The sequence below is a fragment of the Streptomyces sp. NPDC048254 genome (assembly GCF_043201895.1).
Classification (GTDB): Bacteria; Actinomycetota; Actinomycetes; order Streptomycetales; family Streptomycetaceae; genus Streptomyces.
This window is the reverse complement of record NZ_JBICZJ010000002.1, coordinates 636,086-656,888: the sequence shown is the minus strand read 5'-3', so window position 1 is coordinate 656,888 and position 20,803 is coordinate 636,086. Positions and strand designations below refer to the sequence as shown.

Genomic DNA, 20,803 nt, shown 5'->3' with positions numbered 1-20,803 from the left:
AGTGTCAAGGCTCAAAACATCGGACCCGGCATACTCGGTGTCCCTGCGACGCGGTCGCGTCGGCAACTGCACGGAGGTGAGCGATGGCGTCGTCGGGGACCGGACCCCGCAGGGTGACGATCGACGATGTGGCCGAGGCCGCGGGAGTGTCCCGGCAGACCGTGTCACGCGCGCTCAACGACAAGGGCGAGATCGGCGTCTCCACCAAGCAGCGCGTCCTGGACGCCGCCCTCGCACTGGGCTACCGGCCGAGCCGGTTCGCCCGGGGGCTGGTGCGGCAGGACACGATCAGCGTCGGACTGGTGATCCCCGATCTGCTCAACCCGTTCTTCACCGAGGTCGCCGCCGCCGCGCTGGACGCGGCCCGGGGCCGCGGCTGGCACGTCGTGGTGTACGACACCGGCGACCGCGTCGAGGAGGAGCGGGGCACCCTGGAGGTGATCGCCTCGCAGGTGGACGCCGTGGTGGGCTATCTGAGCCTGCCCGAGGACGAGATCGCGCGGCTCACCCGGGGCCTGCCCGTCGTCCTCATCGACCGGAAGAGCCCCACCGAGCGGTTCAGTTCGATCCGGATCGACGGCGAGGCGGGCGTGCACGCGGCGATACGGCACCTGATAGGGGCCGGGCACCGGCACATCGGCATGCTGGACCACGCGGAACGCTCCGAGCCGAGCGTCCGGCACGAGTGGTTCGACACGGCGATGTCCGCGTGCGCGCTGGACTCCGGTTCGGTGGCCCGTGCCGACCAGAGCGTGGAGGGCGGGGAGCGCGCGCTCCAGGAACTCCTGGCCCGGCACCCGCACCTGACCGCCGTGTTCACGTTCAACGACATCATCGCCTTCGGAGCGTTGCGCGCCGCCCGCCGGCTCGGCCGCCAGGTCCCCGGGGATCTCGCCGTACTGGGCTTCGACGGCCTGGGCCTCGGCACCCTCGTCGAGCCGGCGCTGACCACGGTGGCCCTGGACACCCGCCGCCTCGGCGCGCTCGCCGTCGAACAGACGGCCAGACTCCTGACCGGAGCCGGCCCGCTGCGCCCCGACGAACTGACGGTGGGGGCGGAACTGCGGCTGCGCGAGTCGGCGTAGCCGGCGGGCGGAACAGCGCCTGCGCGAGCCGGCGGCAACGGCGGGCCGGCGCCACGGGCGAGTCGGCGCCACGGACGATCCGGCGTCACCGAGCGGGCCGGCGTCACGGGTGAGCCGGCGCCACGGGCGATCCGGCGTCACCGGCGATCCGGCGCCACGGGCGATCCGGCGTCACCGGCGGGCCGGCGTCACCGGCGGGCCGGCGCCACGGGCGATCCGGCGTCACCGGCGGGCCGGCGCCACGGGCGATCCGGCGTCACCGGCGGGCCGGCGTCACGGGCGATCCGGCGTCACCGGCGGGCCGGCGTCACGGGTGAGCCGGCGTCACCGGGGGGTCGGTCACGCGGGCTCGGCGGCCGGCCTTCCGTCCGCCATGCCCAGGCGGGCCTGTTCGTCCTCGACGATCCGGCGGGCCAGGTCCGTGTCCGACACGTCGACGGCGTCCGGGGTGGCTTCGGCCACCGCGCTGCGGCGGGCGTAGGCGTCGAACAGACGGGTCTTGTTCTCCAGCATCTTCACCAGGCGTTCGTCCACTCCCCCGGTGGCGAGCAGGCGGTGCACCCGGACCGGTCTGACCTGGCCCATCCGGTGGGCCCGGCCCACCGCCTGGTGTTCGGCGGTCGGTTTGACCTGGGGCTCGCAGATGACGACGACCGAGGCGGCCTGCATGTTGAGGCCGATGCCCGCCGTCTGGATCTGCGCCAGCAGCACGGCGGGGCCCGGGGCGGCGGTGAAGTCGTCGACGATCTGCTGCCGCCGTCCGGCGGGGACACCGCCGGTGAGCGGGCCGAACAGGGTGACCCGGTCGGCGAGCGCGTCCTGCACCACCCGCAGTACGTCCTTGAAGTAGGAGAAGACCACGGTCTTCTGCCCGTTCTCGGCGGCCTCCTCGACGATCTCCCGGAGCCGCTCCAGCTTGGCCGACCGCTCCGGGCGCAGATACGCGGCCCTGCGCATCGCCGGGAAGTTGCCTGCCCGCACGGCCTCGCGGTACGCCTCCTCGTCCGACGCGCTCAGCTCCTCCCACTCGTCGGTCCGCTGGAGGCTCGGGAGTTCCGTCAGCACGTCCTGCTGGTTGCGCCGCAGATAGACGGGGGCGACGGCCTTGCGGAAGGCGACCGAGCCGGCCAGGGCGCCGTCCCGCCCCGCCGAGGGGCCGTCCCCCTCCGCCAGGGACTCCGCGACACCGCTGTGGAGCATCCCGACCAGGTTGCGGAACTCCACGACCCGGTTCTCCATCGGGGTCCCTGTCATGAAGAGGGTGCGCTCGCAGCGCTCCGCCCACCGGGCGACCGCCTGGGACCGCTTGGTCTTCGGGTTCTTCACGGAGTGCGCCTCGTCGACCACGAAGAGGCCGACCTCGCCGCTCCCCGGTTCCGGAAATCCGCGCAGGGCGTCGAACGTCGTCACCGCGACCCCGCCCCGCCCCTGCCAGTCGGCGAACGCCTGGTGCCGGTCGGGGCCGTGGAGCAGTGTCACGCGCAGGGCGCTGCGGGCCGCGACCTCCCGGGTCCAGTTGACGAGGACGCTCGCCGGGCACACCACCACGAAGTGGCGCTGTCCCTCGGCGGCCAGGTGGGCCAGCACGGCGATCGCCTGGATGGTCTTCCCGAGGCCCATCTCGTCCCCGAGGATCGCCTTGCGCTGCGCCAGGACGAAACGCGCGCCGAAGGCCTGGTAGCCGCGCAGGGAGACCCGCCGGTGGGTGTCGTCGAGCCGCTGGGCGCGGACCCGCTCGGCGATCTCGTCCGGCAGGAAGCCCTCGGCGGCGGCCGTGTCGGGCCGCTGCTCGGAGATCTCCGCGAGCAGGCCGTAGTAGTCGGCGGAGCGGAGTTCGAAGTCCGCCCAGGCGGCGAGGTCGGAGGACGGCCCGCGGAGCAGGTCGACCGAGGACTGGGCGAACAGCTCGGGCAGCCCGGCCGGCTCCGCCTCCGCCAGCAGGGAGCGGAGCTCGGTCACCGCCGCCAGCGCGCGAGCCTTCTTCTCCCGCCCCGCCAGCAGCATCCGCAGGCGCCCGGTGGCGGGTCCGGCGGCGGCCAGCAGCGGTTCCAGCCGCTTCGCCGTCTCGGTGGCCCGGCCGACGGCGCGCACGGCGTCCGGGCCGGCCTCCACGAGTGTGTGCAACGCCATGACCAGCGCGGTGGTGCCCGGTTCCGGCCGGTCCACATCGATATGGACGGCCACGGTCTCGTGCACGGCGTCGGAGAGGCCGCGGGCCGCGGCGAGCATCTGGTCCGCGGTGCGCCGGCCGACCCCGGGGAGCTGCCGCAACCGATAGGCGCCGGCCGCCAGCACCTCGCCGACCGTGCGCAGTCCGCTCTGCTCGACATGATCCAGCCGCAGCCGTCCTTCGGTGACGTCCTGGAGCCGGGCGACGGGAAGGACGTCCAGTTCCCGCTGTGCCGCCGCGTCGTGGAGCGGCGTCAGGGCCGCCCGTACCGCCTCGACGGCCCTGCCGTGATCGGCGACGACGTCGCACGCGGCCGTGTTCAGCCGCGTCCCCCGCACGACCAGCTCCCGCTCCGCCCGCCCCACGTACCCCGCCCCTCGTTCGCCGTCCCCGAATCCTCCCACCGTCCGCCGACAGAGACAGAGACAGAGACAGAGGCCGAGACAGAGGCGGAGGCGGTGGGTGGTCCTCGGGGCGGGCGCGGGTGGTCGGTTGCGGCCGCCGTGGTCAGGTTTCTTTCACGGACCCGCGTGCCCGGCGGTTGCGCCAGCGGGTCACCAGCCACAGGACGTTGACTCCGCCGAGGGTGACCAGCACGGCCGCCGAGTCGGCGGTGCGCGCGAGGCCCTGGTCAGCGCCCAGTCCCCGGGCCGCGCGGACCAGCAGGGTGAGGTCGGCGGGAAGGGTGACGGCGGCCATGAACGCCAGGCAGGCCACCGTGCCGGCGACGAGGACGACGCTGTAGAGGCGGACGGCCCGGCGCTCGTGCGGGGGCAGCCGGGTGCTCGGGTCAGCGGCTCCGGCGGGGCCCGGGGCGCGCAGCAGCCGCCGGAACCGGTAGCGGGCGTAGGCGAGACCGTCGCCGTACAGGTTCCGGCAGCCGGTGACGTCCTGGAGGACGAAGTAGAGGTCCGTGCGCGTGAACACCATGCACTGGAAGGGCAGCGGCAGCAGGGCCAGCAGCAGGCCCGCGGCCAGCACCCGGTGGGCCGTGGTCCCGGTGTCCGTCACGGCGAGGACCAGTACCAGGGCCGAGGCGACGGACAGGTTGAGGGCGATACCGGCCAGGTAGGCCGTCAGCCGCTGGCGGCGGGGCGCGAGTTCGATGCCGCTGATGTCGGTCTGCATGACGAGGAACTGCAGCCGGGTGCCCAGCCGCATTCTCCCCGGCACGCCCGCGGCCCGGGCGGTGACCAGATGCGCCAGCTCATGGGCGAACAGCAGCGCCCACCCGGCCGCCGCCCCGGTGAGCAGGACCAGGCTGCCGTGCGGGCTCCACAGCAGGTCCCGGTAGCCGGGGACCAGGTCGGGACGGCGGACCAGGACGCCGACGGCGGCGGTCAGCAGTACCGCGACGAGCACCGCGAGTGCCGGGTGCAGGGCGAACCGGACGGCGCGGGGCCGCAGCCACGGCAGGGACGCGCGTGCCGGTACGGCGTCCGCGACCGGGCAGTCCCCGATCCGCGCCACGAACCCCAGGGCGGCCAGGTCCCTGACGAAGTCCGTGATGTCGAGTTCCTCGCCGGTCTCCGCGCGCAGCAGTTCCGCCGTGCGGGCCACGCTCAGCCCCCGGCCGAGGAGTTCCACCGCGCGGGCACCGGCCGCGGGCAGGGCGACGAAGGTCCGGGTGGCCATGCGGCCCACGATCCACTCGTCCCGGTCCCGCCGTATCCCGAGGTCGTGCAGCAGGACCCGGGTCGACGGCTCGATCCGGGGCCGGTCCGTCGCCGCGGTGTCCGTCACGTCAGGTCCCCGGTGGTCAGGTCCCCGGCCGTGCCGGCCGTCCCGGCCGTCCGGGCCGCGCGGGCAGCGCCGCAGGCGGGGCAGTCGGGGCGGCGCTCGGAGCGTTGCATCACGGGGTCGCCGGGCACCATGAGGTTGAGGCCGAACCGGCATCCGGGCTCGACCGGCGGGATCCCGCACAGCAGCATCAGCGCGGCATGGGCCAGCAGGCTGCCGGACAGGCCCGCGGTCACGGCGTTGACCGGGTTCCACGGCATACGGGGTGAGGCGACCTCCTCGTCCTGGCCGGGCGCGAGCCGCAGATCGCGCCGCTCGATCTCGGCGCTGCGCAGACACTCCCAGCAGGCACCCCGACCGGGCCTGAACACCCCGACGCTCACCAGCGGACCGCGATATCCGGCTTCGGCCCATGCGGTGCCGGTGGCCAGGCAGACCTGGTTGGCCCATCTGCGGATCACGGCGGGGCGGTCGGCGGCCAGGAGGAGCACGTCGTACCCCGCGCCGCCACCGGAGCCGGAGCCGCTGGAGCCGCCGACACCCCCGGTGTCACCGGCCAGCAGGTCTTCGAGGTCCGCCGGCCCGTGCACCTCGCGGCGTTCGCCCGTGACCGTCGTGTCCGAGTTCAGGGCGTGCAGCGCCGTCAGCGCCGCGTCGATCTTCGGCGTACCGAGGTCGCGCTCGCCGAAGAGCGTCTGCCGGTTGAGGTTGGACAGTTCGACGACGTCCGGTTCGACGCAGTGCAGCCGTCCCACCCCGGAGGCCACCAGGTCCCGCGCGGCGGCCCCGCCGGTACCGCCGACCCCGACCAGCAGCACCCGGGCCCGGCGCAGCCGCAGCTGCGGCTCCCAGGCGCTCTCCCGGGGCCGGAGGTCCATCCAGCGCAGCAGGGTCATGCCCCTGCCGTACCGCTCGCGTTCCCGCTCGGACAGCTCCGCCGGCGGCACGGCACCGGCGTCCTCCACGTACCCGGCCATGGTCAGGTCCGTGATCGCCTGGGCGATGTCCGGGTCCGGCAGCCGCAGCCCCGGGTGGCGGCGGGACACCTCGGCGACGATGTCCGCGGCGCTCCGGGTGCCGTCCATGGCCTCGACCAGCGTCCACACCCAGCCGTCGGGATCCGTGACCTCGGCACCGATGCCGTGCACGACACTCCCGATCCGCACATGGCCGTCGACGGTCCGGTAGGCCCGGTGTTCCGGCTTGATCCGAGGCCGCCGCATCGCGGGCACCGTCATCTTCGCGCCAATCTCGTGTGCGCCAACTTGCCGGTGGGCAAAGGACGTTGACAAGATTCACCGGTTCGGCCAACTCTGGCAAGAGCACGACAACCAGGACAGGCCACAGCCACCACCGGGAGGACATGGCATGCCGAACAAGATCGAGATCCGGCCGCTGGACAAGAAGGAGACCACCGGCGACAGCGGTGGCAACGGCGGCAGCTGATCCGACGCGATGCTGGACCGTTACCTCACGGTCGCGGAAGTCACCGACTCGGCACGGCGGCTGGTCTCCCGGTTCCCCGGGACCGGCCGGCTGCGCCGGATCGGCACGTCCCGGGCCGGCCGCCCGATCCTGATGCTGTCCGTGGGACACGGTCCGCACCACGTCCTGGTGGTCGCCCGGCCGCACCCCGACGAGCCGGTCGGCGGCACCACCGCGATCGCCCTGGCGGAGCAGGTCGCGAGCGCCCTGACCGGGCGAGTGGCGCGCGGCCCGGCGGAGCCGGTGACGCGCGGCCGCCGGCCGTCCACGGCCGGCGCTCCGTCCACCGCGACCGATCCACCCACCGCGACCGATCCACCCACCGCGACCGATCCGTCCCTCGCGACCGATCCGTCCCTCGTCACCTGGGACATCGTCCTGTGCCTGGACCCGGACGGCGCCGCGCTGAGCCAGGGCATCGAAGAGGCGACGGCCGGCCCCCGCCACACCCTGGCCGACTACTACCGTGCCGCCTACCGCCCGGTCGCGGCGGAACAGCCGGAGTGGGCGCCCATCGAATCCCGGCATCTCCCGGAGAGCCAGGCGCTGTTCGACGTCATCGACGAACTGCGGCCGGTCCTCCAGTGCTCCCTGCACAACGTCGAAGCGGGCGGCACCTGGGTCCAGTTGACCCGTGACCTCCCCCGACTCGCCGCGTCGTTCCAGAAGTCCGCCGCCGACCTGGCCATCCCGGTCCAGTACGGCACGTTCGACGCCCTGTACTGGGAGAACCCCGGCCCCGGCGTCTACGTCCTGCCGCCGCCGGAGAGCGCGGCCCGCCTGGCGGCCGGGTCCGAGAACATCGGGCTGTCCACGTGGTGCGCACCCGCGCGGTACGGCGGGGTCACGGCGATCATCGAGGTGCCCCTGTGGGCGACCGACCTGGCCGACGACCCGTCCCCGCGCCCGGACGCCGGTGCCGTCCTGCGTGACCTGGCCGGGCTGGTACGGGACGGCGGACGCCAGGTGACCGCCGTACTCGACAAGGCCCGCCCCTTCCTGCCCCCGGCCCGGGACAGCGCGCCCAGACGCGTCCTGGAGTGGATGGCCGACGGTCTCTACGACCTGGTCGCCGACTCCTGGGAACCGCTCGCCCGGCAGGCGGCCGACGGTCCACCGGGGTTGACGACGGCCCAGGTCTGCGCCCTGGACGTCGTGGCCCGCCGCCAACCGCTGCGCGCCGCGGGCCTGCTGCTACGACTGCTGGAGGCGGCGGACGACGCCGCCGCGCCGGGGCTGCACCGCGATCTGGACGACCTCTTCACCGCCTGGTGCACGGACTTCGAGGGGACCCTGCGACTGCGCCGGGTACCCGTGCGCCAACAGGTCGCCCACCAGACACGCACCATCCTGGCGGCCGCGGAGAGCGCACTGACCACCCTCCGGTGAGAAGGCCCCGAGCCGAGGCCGGCGCGGGTCGAACGCAGGGGCGACCACCCTCCGGGCGGCCGCGGCCGCAGCCGGGGCCCCGGGGGGCGGACCTCGGAACCGCCGGCTGCATCACCCTGCTCAACACCCTCCGACCGATCGGAACCACGCGGATGCGCGGCGTCGGCGGCGCGACCGCGAGCCGCTCCGGGCCGGTCCAAGCCCTTACCCGGCCGGCTCCGGACTGCTCCAGACCCCTCCAGGGCACCCGAGCCGCTCCCAGCCCTCCGGCCCGGTCCGATCCGGCCACGACGGTAGGCGCCCGGTCCCCTGGCCGAGTGTCCGTCAGCGGTCCGGTGTGTCGGCGGCGACCGCGGAGGCGGCGGTGTTGTAGCGGGCGAGGAGGCCGCGCAGGGCCTGGACCTCCTCCGCGGCCCAGCCCTCGGTGCGGGTGTCGACCTCCCGGTACATCAGGGCGTCGGCGCGGGCGAGGAGTTCCCGGCCGTGGTCGCTGGGGCGCAGCAGCTGGGCCCGGTGGTCGTGCGGGTCGGCCTCCCGTACCACCAGTCCGGCGCGTTGCAGAGCGGCGACCTGGCGGCTGATCGTGGACTTGTTCAGGCCGTAGAGGCCGACCAGGTCCGCCGCGCGAGCCCCGTCGCGCGCGTCCATCTCGGACAGCAGGGAGTAGTCGACGAAGCTCAGTTCCGGGTGGAGCCGTTCGGCGTTGCCCCGGAAGCGCCGGGAGAGAGTCACCAGCTCGCGGACCAGTCCCCGGAGCTCTGTGTCGTCGTCGGCCACGTGCGTGTCCCTTCCCTACGGCCCGGGCTCCCGCCTCGGAGTTTCATTTTGCAACAGACGGCGGACGGATCTACAGTGGCTGTGTTGCATTATGCAACTCACATCGCACCATTGACACACCAATCACCACAGACACCACGCAGGTCCCGCCGGGAGGCGCTCGACCAAGGACAGGTGCACAACGTTTCGTCCCCTTAATGTCGTTATGTCAGTCATGGGGACGTGAGAGGCGGGCGAGAGCCATGCGAGTCGAGGACGTCGTCCACGCACCGAGCACACCACTGGACGCCCCGGCCTTCCCGGCGGGTCCGTACCGGTTCACCGACCGCGAGTACCTGAACATCACCTACCGGACGGATCCCGGGGCCCTGGAGCGGGTGGTGCCGGAGCCGCTGCGGGTGACGGAGCCGCTGGTGCGGTTCGAGGTCATGCGGATGCCGGACGTCACCGGGCTGGGCGACTACACGGAGTCGGGCCAGCTCGCCGTCGTCGAGTACGAGGGCGAGAGGGGCGAGTACAGCCTGTCGATGTACGTGGACAACTTCCCCGCGATCGCCAGCGGCCGGGAGATCGGCGCCTTCCCGAAGAAGCTCGGCCGGCCCCGGCTCTTCGTCGACCAGGACACGCTCGTCGGCACCCTGGACTACGGCTCGCTGCCCGTCGCCCGCGCGACGATGGGCTACAAGCACCGGCCGCTGGCCACCGAGAAGGCCCGCGAGGAGCTGACGCCGCCGACGTTCATGCTCAAGAAACTTCCGCACTACGACGGTTCGCCGCGCATCTGCGAACTCGTCCGGACCCAGATCGGCGACCTGACGGTCAAGGGCGCCTGGAGCGGGCCCGCCCGGCTGCAACTGCTGGCCCACGCGCTGGCCCCGCTCGCCGACCTGCCGGTCCTGGAGGTCGTCTCCGCCTCGCACATCCTCACCGACCTGACCCTGGGCCGCGCCCGGGTCGTCCACGACTACCTGGCCTGACCGCCCCCCTCTCTCCCCCCTGCCACATCCCCCCACGCCGAGTCGAAGAAGAGCAGGTGTCCCGCATGTCCGAGAACGACAGCATCGCCGGAATCAGCAAGGTCACCGTGGTCGGAGGAGGCGTCATCGGAGCCTCCTGGGCGGCGCTGTTCCTGGCCCGCGGCCTGTCCGTCACCGTCAGCGACCCGCAGCGCGGAGTCGACGAGGCCGTGCGCGCGTACGTCGGGCAGGCGTCGCCCGCGCTGAAGGCGCTCGGGCTGGACACCTCGGCGCTCACCGCGCGGCTGTCCTTCGAGCCGGACCTGGCCGCCGCCGTCCGCGAGGCGGATCTGGTGCAGGAGAACGGCCCGGAGCGGCTGGAGGTCAAGCACGAGATGTGGCACACCATCGAGAGCAACGCCCCGGCCGGCGCCCTGTTCGCCACCTCCACCTCGGGCATCCCCGCCACCGAGATCGCCACCGCCCTCAGGGACCCGGCCCGGCTCGTCGTCGGGCACCCCTTCAACCCGCCGCATCTGGTGCCGCTGGTGGAGGTCGTGCCCGGCGAACGGACCTCGGCGGAGACGGTCGAACGCGCCCGCGCCTTCTACCGCGGTCTCGGCAAGCAGCCGCAGGTGCTGCGCAAGGAGGTACCCGGCTTCGTCGCCAACCGGCTGCAGTCGGCGATCTTCCGCGAGTGTGTGCATCTGGTGAGCGAGGGCGTCGTCACCATGCAGGAGCTCGACGACATCGTCACCTCCTCCATCGGCCAGCGCTGGGCCGTCGCCGGGCCGTTCCGCTCCTTCCACCTCGGCGGCGGGGAGGGCGGACTGACGCACTTCATGGACCATCTGGGCATCGGCATGGAGCGGCGCTGGGCCGACATGGTCCAGGAGAAGGTGGCCTTCGACGAGCCCACCAGGCAGTTGCTGACCGAGCAGGTCAAGGACTTCGGCGGCACCGTCGACGAACTCGCCGCCGAGCGCGACCGCGGGCAGATCGCCCTGCTGCGCGCCCTGGGCAAGACCTTCGACGCCTGACCCACACCCGCCCACACCGCCGGGCATCCCCCCACACCACAGAGATTGCAGAATTCATGAGCGCCGAAGAACTGACCGACCGCATCCAGCAGTCCCTCGCCAGCCCGTCCACCACGGACGACGGCTTCGACATCCACCAGGCCCTGCGCGAGGTCCTCGCCTCGGCCGGCCTCCACCCCGAGGACAGCGGCGGAGAGATCACCTTCATCGGCGCCGACCCCATCGTGCCCAGCGTCATGCGCCTGGGCGCCGTCCCCGCCCTGGGCATGACCGCCAAGTCCGTCGCGCTGGCCGCCCTGTGGCGCCGGCGCACCGGCGAGGGCCAGGACATCGCCATGGACCTGCGCAAGGCCCCGCACCGGCTGTGCCCCTTCTACGACAAGAAGTGGGAGCTCCTCAACGGCTACCCCGGCGGCACGCCCTCGGACCCTGCCAACCCGCTCGGTTTCGACTTCTACCGGACGCGCGACGACCGCTGGGTCATGCCGCTCAACCCCTACCCGAAGATCAAGAACGCCGTCTACAAGCTGCTCCGCACCTGGCCCGAGAAGCAGGCCGTCGCGGACGCCGTCTCCAAGTGGAACGCCGCCGACCTGGAGCAGGCGGGCGACGAGATCGGCGTGGTGATGCCCATGCTGCGCACCACCGAGGAGTTTCTCCGTGAGCCCGCCTACGAGTACATCGCGCAGCAGCCGCTGATCAAGATCGAGAAGATCGCCGACAGCGAGCCCGAACCCCTGTCCGCCGCGGCCGCCCAGCCGCTCTCCGGCGTGCGCGCGCTGGGCATGGGCCACATCATCGCGGGCGCCGGAGTCGGCCGGGACCTGGCCCAGCACGGCGCCGACGTGCTGAACATCTGGCGGCCGAACGAGTTGGAGCACGACTCCACCTACAACACCGCCAACGTCGGCGTCCGTTCCACCACCATCGACCCCTACGGCGCCGAGGGACAGGCCAGGATCCGCGAACTCCTGCGCGGAGCGGACGTCTTCTATGCCAACCGCCGCCCCGGCTACCTGGAGAAGATCGGCCTCGGCGCCGAGGAGGCCGCGGCCGTCCGGCCCGGCATCATCCACGTGAGCATCACCCTCGCCGGCGGGACCGGCCCCTGGGCCCACCGCGTCGGCTTCGACCAGACGGCCGGCGCGCTCAGCGGCATCATGCTCATGGAGGGCGCGGACGGCATCGCGGCCCGGCCGACCAGCACACCGGCCCTGCCGTACATCAGCGTCGTCAACGACTACGTCCTCTCCTGGCTGGCCACCACCGGTGTGCTCGCCGCGCTGATGCGCCGCGCCACCGACGGCGGCAGCTACCGCGTCACCCTCAACCTCACCCGCATCGCCACCTGGATCCTCAGCCTCGGCGTCTTCGACCGCGCCTACGCCCACGCGACCGCCCTCGACCCCGACCCGGGCTCCCCGCACGCCTACCTCGACCCCGACACCTTCACCGCCGACACCCCCTGCGGCCACTACCAGGGCGTCACCGACCAGGTCGTCATGTCCCGCACCCCCGGCCACTTCCGCGACATCCTCCTCCCCCGCGGCAGCAGCGCTCCGCTGTGGCTTCCCGCCCCCAACTGAACACAGCACTCCGCGGGGAGCCGGTCGTGGGGCGGTGTCCGGGCCTGCTGGTCCAGTTCGCCGGAATCCGCGCCAAAGCCGGTCACCGCACCCCGGCGGTAGGCGGTCCCGATGCAGAATCCGGCGGCGAGCTGGGCGTGCGGCGGAAAGCCGCTGCCACCGCGTCCCGCGGTCAGCACCGCCGGCTCGGAAGACGCTCAGCATGTGCGTGGCGGACGGTGCGCGGCCTGGGCCGGACGGGCCGAGGAGAACGCCGTGGCGAGCTGGTCGAGCAGGAGCGCCGCGGACGGGTGCGGGTCGCGGCGTGGCGTGATCGCGTAGATGCCACGGGTCGGCGGAGCGACGAGGGGCACGGTGGTGACGTCGGTCCGCAGCGCGCTGGTCAGCACTCCGGGGATCAGCGCGATGGCATGGCCGGTCGCGACCAGGGCGATCTTGCCGAGCAGGTCGGCCGCGGTGAGGTCGATGCGCGCGGTGATTCCGGCGCGGGCGGCGTGCCGGCGCAGCAGTGCCGCCGAGCCGTCGTTGTCCTCCACCCAGGTCTGGTCGGCCAGTTCCTGAATGCGCACCGGCCCGTGCGCGGCCCGCGGGTGGCCGGCGGGCAGGGCGACGACCATCTCGTCGGTCCCCAAGTGCCGTTGTTCGACACGCGGGTCGTTGGGCAGCCCCGGTGGCGCGTCGGTGACGACAGCGACGTCGAGGTCTCCGGCGCTCACTCGGTCGTGCAGCTGCGGGCTCAGCCCGGGCAGCAAGCGCCACCGGAGAAGTTCGGTGCTGTCCAGCAGACGGCGGATCGCCGCGGGCACGATCCCCGCCGCCAGCGAGGGCGTCGCCCCGACGGCCAGCGGCCGGCTGAGCGCCCCGTCGCCGACGTCCCGAACGGCACGCTCGGCGCGGTCGGCCTCGTTGAGCGTGATGAGGGCGTGGTGCCGAAACACCTCGCCGGCAGCGGTCGGACGCACGCCGCGCACATGCCGCCGCACCAGCGGCACTCCGAACTGGCGCTCCAGCCCGGCGATCTGCCGGGAGACGGCCGACTGCGTGTAACCCAGCTCGACAGCCGCAGCCGACAGCGACCCGAGCCGACACACCGTCACGAACGTCCGCCACGCAGTCAGTGCCATGGCACGAGTATGGCTGCCCGGTATGCGTGTTCGGCATGATCGCCCTGCGAGATCTGCGCTTGTCGTAGATCTCCTCAACGACCCATGCTGGAAGGCATGACCGCACCGCACAGGATCGCCGTTCTCGGCCTGGGCCGCATGGGCACCGCCATCGCGACACGACTCGCCGACTGCGACTGCGACTGGGACGTCATCGGCTGGACACGCTCCGGACGCGCGGCAGGGTCGGTCAAGACGATCGATCGCGCGAGGGACGCGGTGGCGGAGGCCGACGTCGTCCTCCTGGCCCTGTTCGACGGCCTGGCCTGCCAGGAGGTCCTCGACCACGTCCGGGACTCGCTGCGAGGGGACGCGGTGGTGCTGAACATCAGCACCACCGCGCCGGCCGAGGCGGCGCGGCTGGCCCGGGAGTTCGGCCCGTCCTACGTCCACGCGCCGGTGCTCGGCTCCGTACCCGCCGCTACTACCGGTACCTTGCAGGTTCTCGCCGCCGCCGACCAGGAACCGCTCGACCGCGTGCGTCCGGTTCTGGAAGCGCTGGGCACCGTGCGGCGCGTCGACGGCGCCGAAACCGCCGCCGCACTCAAGCTGATCGCCAACAGCAGCCTCGCCGGCGCCGTCCTCGCGCTCCGCGACTCGCTGCAGCAGGCCGACGCCCTGGGCCTGCCGCGCACCGCGGCCCTGGACGTCCTCCAACTCGGCCAGCTCGGCGGGCTAGTCACCCGCAAACGAGCCTTTCTCACCGGCGAACCGGCCGCAGCGACGGCCGAGTTCACGACCGGTGCGCTGGCCAAGGACATGGCACTGCTGGCCGCCGCGTCGGACACTCCCCTGCGCAGCGCGGGCGAACTGGCCGGCACCCCTGCCGGCCCTGAGGCCGACATCGCCGTCACCGCCACGGACCGCGCCGTGGACGACGCCGTGCTCGAACCGCTCCGTGCCTACATCCGCGGACACGCCACCGGCGACCCGAGCCACTTCCGGGACGCGTTCCTGCCCACCGCCCACATCGAGGGAATCCGGGACGGCGCATTCGTCTCATGGCCCCTGGACGAGTACTGCACCCTCTTCCACGGCCGGCCGGCCCCGGACGAACCGACCCGCTCGCGCCGTATCGACGCCGTCGACGTCCACGGCACCGTCGCCAACGCGACCATGACCCTCCGGCACGGCGCGGACACCTTCACCGACATCTTCCTGCTGATCCAGGTCGACGGCGGCTGGCACATCGCCAACAAGGCTTACCACCGGCACTCCTGACGTACGGGACCGCGGTCCCGGAAGGCACCCGGAAGCCTGCCCACCGACTCCGGTGGGCCTATCGGACCGCACGGCAGGCGGCGTCGATCTCCGGCCGGATGGCGGAGCCGACGGCTCGCGCCTGCTCGAACAGGTAGGTCGCCGCCCCCGGGGCATCGGCCCCGGAGAGCCCCGCCCAGACAGGCGGCACGCTCTCCCGGGACAGTTCGCGGGCCGCCTCAATCGCGATCAGCGCGCCCGTGCTGTGCCCGAACACGGTGAGGGAGGTCCGCCCTGGGCTCGCGACGCGCGGGGACCGCAGGTGACGATCAGCTGGGCACCGACCTCGTCGAGGATCCCCTGAAGGCGGCCGCCGGGGCCATCGCGTCGAGCGGCACGTAGGCGGCGCCCGCCAACAGGACCCCGAGGAACGACGGAACGAGCTCGACCGCCTCCACAAGGCTTTGACCTGCGGAAACGTAGGCGCGTCCCAGCACCATCCCAGCGCGGAATACGAGACGAAGTATGAGAAGGCTCAAGATCGCCAACGCTGCACAACAGCGTCGGCTACGGGCCGGGATCTGAGGGACGTTTCCAACGTCTGCGGCCCGATCGCGCTCACCAGCTCCTGCTCCTCGCCTGCCATCCGCCGCTCACAGCGGCCAAGCGGTGAGCAAATCGCCGGGGCCATAGGCGGCATCGAGCCCCGGACAGTCGACTCCGCTACGCGAGACCGCCACGACTGGAACGGGTTCGTCGGTGAGAGCGGCCCGGTGTCGATGAAGTGCTGCCAGGTCGTGCCGGTCGAAGGGCGACTGCTCCAGCCACTTGATGGAGCCGACGAAGATCAACTCCTTGGCAATGGGGGCACGGTCCGCCCCGACGATGTCGATTTCGACGTCGTTGGTGCGGGTCCAGTAGCCGCCCACCGCGGGGGCTACTGGGAGCTGGTCGTCGGGCAGCATCCGGGCAAGCGCCTCGCGGATGAGCGGCTCGATCGCCCGGCCGCGCCAGCTGGTCCAGTTCTCCCGGATGCGCGCCAAGGTCAGATCGCCCCGCCCTCGCTCGATCTCCTCCATGGACGGGCCGAGCAGGTGCAGCCAAAACCGTAGGTAGGGATCTGCCACCCGGTAGCGGCGATCCTTCGACGGACGCAGTGATACAGGCAGCTCCCCAACGACGATCCGTTTGTCGGTAAGCAGCTCCAGAGCTCGCTGCAGCGGCGTGGCCCCGATCCCGCCGGCCGCGCGGGCGATGTTGGTGAAGGTCCGCTCGCCGCTGCCGATAGCCGCCAGCACCGTACGCGCCTGGGCCTGCGGGGGGAATTCGGCGGCCAGCGAGCGCTCGGCCGACACAAGCAGGGCCGAGACCGGATCACTCAGCGCCTCGCCGAGGAAGTCCCACAACCCTGCGCCGCGCGGCCACTCCGCGCAGATCAGCGGCAGCCCGCCAGTGACCAGCGCAGCGTCGAAAGCTTCCGCCGGATCCAGCCCCAGCATCTGTCCCACCTCGGCGGGGTTGAGCGGTCCCAGTACCATCTCCCGGCCGCGCTGATGGAAGGGGCGCCCGTAGCTGTTCAGTGCCTCCATCATCGACAGATCGGAGCCGATGAGGACCAGCAGCACTGGCTTGGTTTCCAGCACCCGATCCCAGGCCCGCTGCAGCATCCCCTCAAAGGCGCCATCGGTATCCATCAGGTACGGCACTTCATCGATGACCAGCACACTCGCCCGGTCAGCGGGCAGCGCCGCGGCCAGCACGTCGAACGCGGCATCCCAACTCTCCGGCCGCGCGGCGGCTACCAGCCCCGCCAACGGCAGCGTCGATGCCTGGGCGTCCCGGGCCAGCCGTGCCAGATCATCCCTGGGGGACGCACCAGTCGCCGCGTAGAACAGGAACGGGGCTCCGGAGCGCTCCGCGAACCGCTCGACCAGTCGCGACTTGCCCACTCGGCGCCGCCCGCGCAACATCACGCACCGACCGGGCCGCTCCCCGCCAACCCCTTCCGCGACCTTCTGCAGCTCTCGCTCCAACGTCGCCAGTTCCTGCCGACGGCCTACAAAGTCCACCATGGCTACCGACCTCCACCCATGACACTAACGTAAATGTTAGCAACATTGACGTTAGTGCAGTGCCGGGGGAGCCCACACTTCGCCTACGCCTCGCCGAGGAACTCCCGGGCACCACGGAGCCTGGTGGTCAGCCGATGCTGGGTAGAGCGGCTGTCGAGCCGCACGTCGAGTGGCCCGGGCAGGCGCGTGTCCGCTCGGCGCCCAGACGGCAGACGGGATGCGTCCAGGCCGTCGCGCCGGGCGATGCGTACGCCGAGGTCGTAGCGGCTGAGAGCGTCGGGGCCGGCAAGGTGGAAGAGACCGGCCCCGTCCGATCGCGTGAGTTCCCACAAGGCGGCGGCCAGGTCATCGGCGTGCACGGGGCAGCGGACGTCGTCGGTGAAGAGAACACCTTCCCGCGTTCCGGCGATCAGGGCGTGCGCCAGGCGTTCGTGTTCGGACTGGCCGTTCCCGATGATCAGCGAGGTGCGGGCGACGGCCGCGTCCGGGCACAGGAGCCGCACGGCCGTCTCGGCGGCGGCCTTCGCGGCCCCGTACGGGGTGATCGGGTCTGGGGCGCAGGTCTCGTCGTAGTGGACCCGGCTGCCGGAGAAGACGGCGTCGCTGGAGACGTGCACCAGGCGGATGCCGAGCTTCGCGGTGGCCATGGCGATGTGGATGGAGCCGTCGGCGGTGACCTTCCAGTCCGCCCCGCCGCTGGTCACGTTGATCACCGCATGCGGCGCCACCACGGTCAGCACCGCCTCCACGCGTACGGGATCGCGGATGTCCAGCTGGTGCCAGGCGGCGGCTGCGGGGTCGCCGGGGCGGGAGTGAACAGGGCGACCGGGACGTCCCGGTACTCACCCTCCGCCCGGTGCTTGAGCGGCACGAAGACCGAGCGGCAGTCATCGCGGCGCGCCTTGGCACTGACCTGCCAGCGGACCCTGACGAAGCCAGATCGTCGGCACTCGGTGGAGAAGGCCAGCGCCTCGCTGGGTCTCTGGCCGGTACCCGACTGAAGGTAGACCGCGAGCCGGTACTGCGGGGCGATGTACTCCGCGATCAGATCGACCTCGCCCAGCGTGGGAATCTCGTCCTCGTCCACCGCGCACGGGGCCGCCCGGGATATCCGGACGCCGCGCGCGGGATTGTCCGGGATGAGTTTGTCAACGACGGCCGCCTCCAGCATCGCGGCCACCATCACCATCCGATCATTGACCGTGGAGACCGCAACCCCGCACCGGAGGCATGCACGTCCTTGGCGAACTTCTCGAAGTCGCGCCGCGCCAACCCGGCCAGCGTCTTCCGTCCCAGGCGCGGCACGAGATGGTTTTGGATGAACCCTTCGTAGTTGCGGCGCGTCGACTCACCGATGACCCGTCGCTCCAGCCACTCCTGAGCCCAGGCCCGCAACGGCACAAGCCCACGCACAGGATCGAAGCGAATGCCGGCCTTCTTGTCGTTCTCGACCTTGTCTGCGAAAGCGTCCGCACCATCCGAGCCCACCCGACGGGGAAACGACCTCTCCCGCTGCCGCCCGCGCCTACCGCCCGGTTCCCGGTACCGCACCGTCCACCCATGCCGACACCGCGGACGATCACAGGGAAAGTTCCGGTCCCGGACATCCCTCTTGCACCTCTGAAAAACACTCGCCACCCAAGCCCCGATCCTTCGCCTGGCCCGTACTCGAAACCGTGCACCGCCACCTCACGGCCGCGCAAGACATTCATCACCAATCCGCTCTTTCCGGCGAATGTGGACCCAGCCTCACCCACAGCCTCGCAGGCCATCGAGTCGGCGAGGGCCCTCCTCACTGGATGCGCTCACGCCCTCCACGCCGGTCGGCACGTGATCCGTACATCAGCACCGAAGGCCATACCGCGCTATGGTTGATGTATGGCTACAAAGAAGGTGACTATCACTCTCGACGAATCCCTGGTCGAAGCCCTGGCCGGAGCCGCCGAGGAAGAGGGCATCCCACTCTCCCGTCTCGTCGCCGGAGCAGCCGAACGGGAGCTGCGGCTGCGGGCCGGCCGGGCCGTCATCCAGGAGTGGCAGGCGGAACACGGCGCCTTCACTCCGGAGGAGCTCGCCGCCGCCCGCGCGGACCTGGCCGCCGCCGACGCCGAGTACTTCAGCAGCTCGGGAGCCCCGGCCGCGTGAACATCCCCTACCTGTACGACGCCGGGGTACTCATCGCCATCGACAACGACGACCGACGCATGTGGGCCCGCCACAGCCTGGCCCTGGAAGACGGACGGGACATTCACGTCCCGTCCGTCGTCGTCAGCCAGGCATGGCGGGACTCCCGCCGCCAGGTCAGACTCGGCAAGTTCCTCGCCGGGTGCCACGTCGTACCCGTCGGCCTCGAAACCGCCAAAGCCGCAGGCATCCTCTGCGGCAAGGCCGGCACCTCCGACATCGTCGACGCCACCGTCGTGACCATGGCAGCCAGCCTCGGCGCCATCATCTGGACCTCGGACCCGAACGACATCCGCACCCTCATCGACGCCCAGGACATCAAGCCCGCCCCTGTAATCCGCACCGTCTGACCTCCGACGACCAGCCCCTGTGGGCCCGCTATCGCAGGGTTGGAGATAGGCGGGGCCACCTGATCGCGTAGAGGTGCATGGGCAGCGTTAGGACCTCCCGGTAGCGGGCCCACGAGCTGGGCAACAGGAATAGTTTTCGAAGGTTCCCGTAAATGCCGATCGAGTTCTTGGCCGAGTGATGGCCCAGCTAGCACAAGGTCTCCTAAGCGGTAAGCGCAGCCATCTGCGGCCTGGCCTCCGACACCAGCCGGTTCATGTTTGACCAGTTGCACGAGCAGATCCGCCCATCACGCCAACATGGAAACGACGAAGGGGGCCGAGCCCACGAGAGGGCTCGACCCCGAATACACGCGTCAAACCAATCGCATTAACGTGCAGTAATGTCGTGATCACACATTGAAACGGAACTCGACGACGTCCCCGTCCTGCATGACGTAGTCCTTGCCCTCCATGCGGGCCTTGCCCTTCGCGCGGGCCTCGGTCACCGAGCCGGTTTCGACCAGGTCCTCGAAGGAGATGACCTCGGCCTTGATGAAGCCCTTCTGGAAGTCGGTGTGGATCACACCGGCCGCCTCGGGGGCCGTCGCGCCCTTCTTGATCGTCCAGGCGCGGGACTCCTTGGGGCCGGCCGTGAGGTAGGTCTGCAGGCCGAGGGTGTTGAAGCCGACGCGGGCCAGGGTGGCGAGTCCGGGCTCCTCGGCGCCGACCGACTCCAGCAGCTCCAGGGCGTCCTCCTCGTCGAGCTCCGCGAGGTCCGCCTCCAGCTTGGCGTTGAGGAAGATCGCCTCGGCCGGGGCGACCAGCGCGCGCTGCTCGGCCTTGAAGGCGTCGTCGGTCAGCTCGTCCTCGTCGACGTTGAAGACGTAGAGGAAGGGCTTGGCGGTGAGGAGGTGCAGGTCGTGGAGGAGCTCGGCGCGGTCCGAGCCCTGGACGATGCCCTGGGAGAACAGCGTGTCGCCCTTCTCCAGGATCTCCTTGGCCTCCTCGACGGCCTTGACCTTGGGCGCCACGTCCTTCTTGATCCGCGACTCCTTCTGGAGGCGCGGCAGGACCTTCTCGATCGTCTGGAGGTCGGCGAGGATCAGCTCGGTGTTGATCGTCTCGATGTCGTCCTTCGGCGAGACCTTGCCGTCGACATGCACGACGTTCTCGTCCTTGAAGGCACGGATGACCTGGCAGATCGCGTCGGACTCACGGATGTTCGCGAGGAACTTGTTGCCCAGGCCCTCGCCCTCGGAGGCACCCTTCACGATGCCCGCGATGTCGACGAAGTCGACGGTCGCCGGGAGGATCCGCTGCGAGGAGAAGATCTCGGACAGCTTGGCCAGGCGGGCGTCGGGGACGCCGACCACACCCACGTTGGGCTCGATCGTGGCGAACGGGTAGTTGGCCGCCAGCACGTCGTTCTTGGTCAGGGCGTTGAACAGGGTCGACTTGCCGACATTGGGCAGGCCGACGATTCCGATCGTGAGCGACACGTTGCGACTTCCCGTAGTGAGTGGGTGAGTGAGCCGGAGGCTGCCAGTGCCGGCGGGCCGGCCGATCCACCAGTTTACGGGGTTCGGAGCCCCTGACCGGCGGCCGCGTCGAACACCTGGACAAGCTC

The 20,803-nt window shown here is 71.5% G+C and carries 18 protein-coding genes and 1 pseudogene; 8 read left to right on the top strand and 11 right to left on the bottom strand.

The window, feature by feature from the left end; genetic code table 11:
* Positions 1–83 precede the first annotated feature (83 nt).
* Positions 84–1,085, top strand: coding sequence for a LacI family DNA-binding transcriptional regulator (locus ACGFZQ_RS08335; RefSeq protein WP_351741752.1), 1,002 nt, complete (start codon positions 84–86; stop codon positions 1,083–1,085).
* Between the two features lie 339 nt (positions 1,086–1,424).
* Here the strand turns inward: ACGFZQ_RS08335 and ACGFZQ_RS08330 are convergent, their stop codons facing one another.
* From ACGFZQ_RS08330 to ACGFZQ_RS08320, 3 genes are all read right to left on the bottom strand, one after another.
* Positions 1,425–3,620 (bottom strand): DEAD/DEAH box helicase, encoded by a 2,196-nt coding sequence (locus ACGFZQ_RS08330; RefSeq protein ID WP_393839666.1) that lies wholly within the window; start codon positions 3,618–3,620, stop codon positions 1,425–1,427.
* Between the two features lie 142 nt (positions 3,621–3,762).
* Positions 3,763–4,998, bottom strand: coding sequence for a hypothetical protein (locus ACGFZQ_RS08325; protein ID WP_393839665.1), 1,236 nt, complete (start codon positions 4,996–4,998; stop codon positions 3,763–3,765).
* Positions 4,995–6,233: a HesA/MoeB/ThiF family protein gene (locus ACGFZQ_RS08320; protein ID WP_393839664.1), complete on the bottom strand. Its 1,239-nt coding sequence runs from the start codon at positions 6,231–6,233 to the stop codon at positions 4,995–4,997. The genes ACGFZQ_RS08325 and ACGFZQ_RS08320 overlap by 4 nt, the downstream gene beginning before the upstream one ends.
* Before the next feature lie 220 nt (positions 6,234–6,453).
* On the opposite strand from ACGFZQ_RS08320, the gene ACGFZQ_RS08315 reads away from it, so the two are divergent.
* Positions 6,454–7,869 carry a M14 family zinc carboxypeptidase gene (locus tag ACGFZQ_RS08315; protein WP_393839876.1) on the top strand — a complete coding sequence of 472 codons (1,416 nt, stop codon included), beginning with the start codon at positions 6,454–6,456 and terminating at the stop codon, positions 7,867–7,869.
* A gap of 324 nt (positions 7,870–8,193) precedes the next feature.
* Here the strand turns inward: ACGFZQ_RS08315 and ACGFZQ_RS08310 are convergent, their stop codons facing one another.
* Positions 8,194–8,646, bottom strand: a complete 453-nt coding sequence (locus ACGFZQ_RS08310; RefSeq protein WP_393839663.1) for a MarR family winged helix-turn-helix transcriptional regulator — start codon at positions 8,644–8,646, stop codon at positions 8,194–8,196.
* Positions 8,647–8,888: 242 nt separating this feature from the next.
* On the opposite strand from ACGFZQ_RS08310, the gene ACGFZQ_RS08305 reads away from it, so the two are divergent.
* From ACGFZQ_RS08305 to ACGFZQ_RS08295, 3 genes are all read left to right on the top strand, one after another.
* Entirely contained in the window at positions 8,889–9,623 is a 735-nt protein-coding gene (locus ACGFZQ_RS08305) for an acetoacetate decarboxylase (RefSeq protein ID WP_393839662.1), read from the top strand.
* A gap of 65 nt (positions 9,624–9,688) precedes the next feature.
* The gene (locus tag ACGFZQ_RS08300; RefSeq protein WP_393839661.1) at positions 9,689–10,642 is read left to right on the top strand and encodes a 3-hydroxyacyl-CoA dehydrogenase NAD-binding domain-containing protein; all 954 of its coding nucleotides are present in this window, start codon (positions 9,689–9,691) and stop codon (positions 10,640–10,642) included.
* Between the two features lie 56 nt (positions 10,643–10,698).
* Positions 10,699–12,228: a CoA transferase gene (locus ACGFZQ_RS08295; protein ID WP_393839660.1), complete on the top strand. Its 1,530-nt coding sequence runs from the start codon at positions 10,699–10,701 to the stop codon at positions 12,226–12,228.
* 197 nt (positions 12,229–12,425) lie between these two features.
* On the opposite strand, the gene ACGFZQ_RS08290 is transcribed toward ACGFZQ_RS08295, so the two are convergent.
* The gene (locus ACGFZQ_RS08290; RefSeq protein ID WP_393839659.1) at positions 12,426–13,352 is read right to left on the bottom strand and encodes a LysR family transcriptional regulator; all 927 of its coding nucleotides are present in this window, start codon (positions 13,350–13,352) and stop codon (positions 12,426–12,428) included.
* A 96-nt stretch (positions 13,353–13,448) separates the two neighbouring features.
* Between ACGFZQ_RS08290 and ACGFZQ_RS08285 the strand changes: the two genes are divergently transcribed.
* Positions 13,449–14,612, top strand: coding sequence for a nuclear transport factor 2 family protein (locus ACGFZQ_RS08285; RefSeq protein WP_393839658.1), 1,164 nt, complete (start codon positions 13,449–13,451; stop codon positions 14,610–14,612).
* 58 nt (positions 14,613–14,670) lie between these two features.
* Here ACGFZQ_RS08285 and ACGFZQ_RS08280 read toward each other — a convergent pair whose 3' ends face one another.
* The 5 genes and pseudogenes from ACGFZQ_RS08280 to ACGFZQ_RS08260 all read right to left on the bottom strand — a co-directional run bounded on the left by ACGFZQ_RS08280 (position 14,671) and on the right by ACGFZQ_RS08260 (position 18,151).
* The gene (locus ACGFZQ_RS08280; protein WP_393839657.1) at positions 14,671–14,868 is read right to left on the bottom strand and encodes a thioesterase domain-containing protein; all 198 of its coding nucleotides are present in this window, start codon (positions 14,866–14,868) and stop codon (positions 14,671–14,673) included.
* 376 nt (positions 14,869–15,244) lie between these two features.
* Positions 15,245–16,663, bottom strand: coding sequence for an ATP-binding protein (locus ACGFZQ_RS08275; RefSeq protein WP_393839656.1), 1,419 nt, complete (start codon positions 16,661–16,663; stop codon positions 15,245–15,247).
* An 83-nt stretch (positions 16,664–16,746) separates the two neighbouring features.
* A pseudogene (locus ACGFZQ_RS08270) lies at positions 16,747–17,475 on the bottom strand (SDR family oxidoreductase); the annotation flags it as partial.
* Positions 17,397–17,852, bottom strand: a complete 456-nt coding sequence (locus ACGFZQ_RS08265) for a hypothetical protein (RefSeq protein WP_393839655.1) — start codon at positions 17,850–17,852, stop codon at positions 17,397–17,399. The pseudogene ACGFZQ_RS08270 and the gene ACGFZQ_RS08265, both read right to left, overlap by 79 nt.
* Positions 17,846–18,151 (bottom strand): hypothetical protein, encoded by a 306-nt coding sequence (locus ACGFZQ_RS08260; RefSeq protein WP_393839654.1) that lies wholly within the window; start codon positions 18,149–18,151, stop codon positions 17,846–17,848. Before ACGFZQ_RS08260 ends, ACGFZQ_RS08265 begins: the two co-directional genes overlap by 7 nt.
* A 405-nt stretch (positions 18,152–18,556) precedes the next feature.
* Between ACGFZQ_RS08260 and ACGFZQ_RS08255 the strand changes: the two genes are divergently transcribed.
* Complete coding sequence (locus ACGFZQ_RS08255; RefSeq protein ID WP_393839653.1) at positions 18,557–18,808, top strand: hypothetical protein; 252 nt, start codon at positions 18,557–18,559, stop codon at positions 18,806–18,808.
* A complete protein-coding gene (locus ACGFZQ_RS08250) occupies positions 18,805–19,197 on the top strand; it encodes a PIN domain-containing protein (RefSeq protein WP_393839652.1) in 393 nt (130 codons plus the stop codon). The genes ACGFZQ_RS08255 and ACGFZQ_RS08250 overlap by 4 nt, the downstream gene beginning before the upstream one ends.
* Positions 19,198–19,586: 389 nt before the next feature.
* Here the strand turns inward: ACGFZQ_RS08250 and ychF are convergent, their stop codons facing one another.
* Complete coding sequence (ychF, locus tag ACGFZQ_RS08245) at positions 19,587–20,675, bottom strand: redox-regulated ATPase YchF (RefSeq protein ID WP_351741729.1); 1,089 nt, start codon at positions 20,673–20,675, stop codon at positions 19,587–19,589.
* Positions 20,676–20,803: the final 128 nt, after the last annotated feature.